The 1,277-nt window shown below is 73.3% G+C and carries 1 protein-coding gene; it reads right to left on the minus strand.

What is annotated here, in order from left to right:
* Positions 1 to 163: 163 nt before the first annotated feature.
* On the minus strand, positions 164 to 1,277 hold a 1,114-nt coding region (locus G3I65_RS10655; RefSeq protein ID WP_160695952.1), incomplete at its 5' end, for a hypothetical protein.

A 1,277-nucleotide genomic window follows, 5' to 3' on the forward strand; every position in this document is an offset into this window, starting at 1 on the left:
ATGGGCCCCGGCGAGCGCGACACCCAGCGCCGCGAGCGGGTCGTCGGCGGGTGCGGCACGGTCGCCGCGCTCACCGCCCTCCTCCCGCCGGTCGCCGGGTGGCGCCGGCACCTCGGTCAGCTCGTGCAGGTCGAACTCCGACCAGTTCAGCACCGTGACCCCCTCACGGCGCCGGGGTCGCGGAGACCCGGTCCCGCAGGCAGATGCCGGGGTTGGCGTCGGCCGTGAGCACCCGCCGGCCGCGGCCGGAGTTGTCCACCAGGATGAACAAGGTCTCCGGCATGCCCAGGATCTCTGCGGGCTCGACGGTGAATTCGTAGACGCGGCCGGTTCCGGTGGAGGTGCTGACGTTGTCGGCGGCCGACCAGGTGCGGGTGCCGGTCCAGGTGTGGCCGCGCGACTCGGACAACCCGGTGGGCCGGCCGGTGGTGCCGGACCGCCGCTGCTTGTTCTGGCCGCTCTGCCCGGTGTTCGCGGCGAAGCTGTCGCCGCCGCCGTCGGTGAACGTGCTGCCCAGCTGCCGGGTGATCTGGTTGACCACGAACTTGTGGCCCTTGCCGATGAACTCGGCGGCGATGGTGGCGTCGCGGTGGTTGTACATCTTCATGATGCAGACGACGCCGCCCGTGCCCGCGGACTTCTCCAGGTCGCCCTGTGGCTGGTCGATCATCAGGATCAGCCGCACGCCGGCGTGCCGGGCGTGCTCCGACAGCGCCTGCACGGTCGTGGCGCCGAGGTGGTCGGCGCCGGCGACGACCAGCAGCCCGCCCGGCCAGCCCCGGCTGTCCATGGCCCGCTGCGCCAGTTGCACGAGCAGCCGGTCCACCAGCTCCTTGCGGTCGTGGCGGCCGCCGTCCGTCGCGATCAGCGACACGGCATTGTCTGTCCACAGTGGACGTTCGGTCGGGGTGGCCGCCACCACGTCGTGCAGCAGCTCCAGCTGACGGGCGAGCAGGCGCAACTGCCGCGCGGCCCACTCGTTCTGGTCGACGTCCACGATGTGCGCGGCGAGCCGGTCCAGCTCCGGCGGGGAAAGCTCGCCGGTGCCCTGGCACAACACCCGCACGCCCGCGGCCAGCCGGGCGAACGTCACCGGCCCGTCCAGCGCGTCGACCACCATGCGCAGCACGTCGACGGCCAGCGCGCGTTCCTCGCGGTGGTCGCCGTCCGGACGGCTGGTCGCCGCGTAGCCGACGCACTCGGCGATGTCCCGCGCGGACAGCCCGGCGAACAGGTTCAGCCCGGCCGCGCCGGCGCCGGTCAGGTGCACCGATCCG

Source organism: Amycolatopsis sp. SID8362 (genome assembly GCF_010550475.1).
In the GTDB taxonomy this organism is placed as follows: Bacteria; Actinomycetota; Actinomycetes; order Mycobacteriales; family Pseudonocardiaceae; genus Amycolatopsis; species Amycolatopsis eburnea.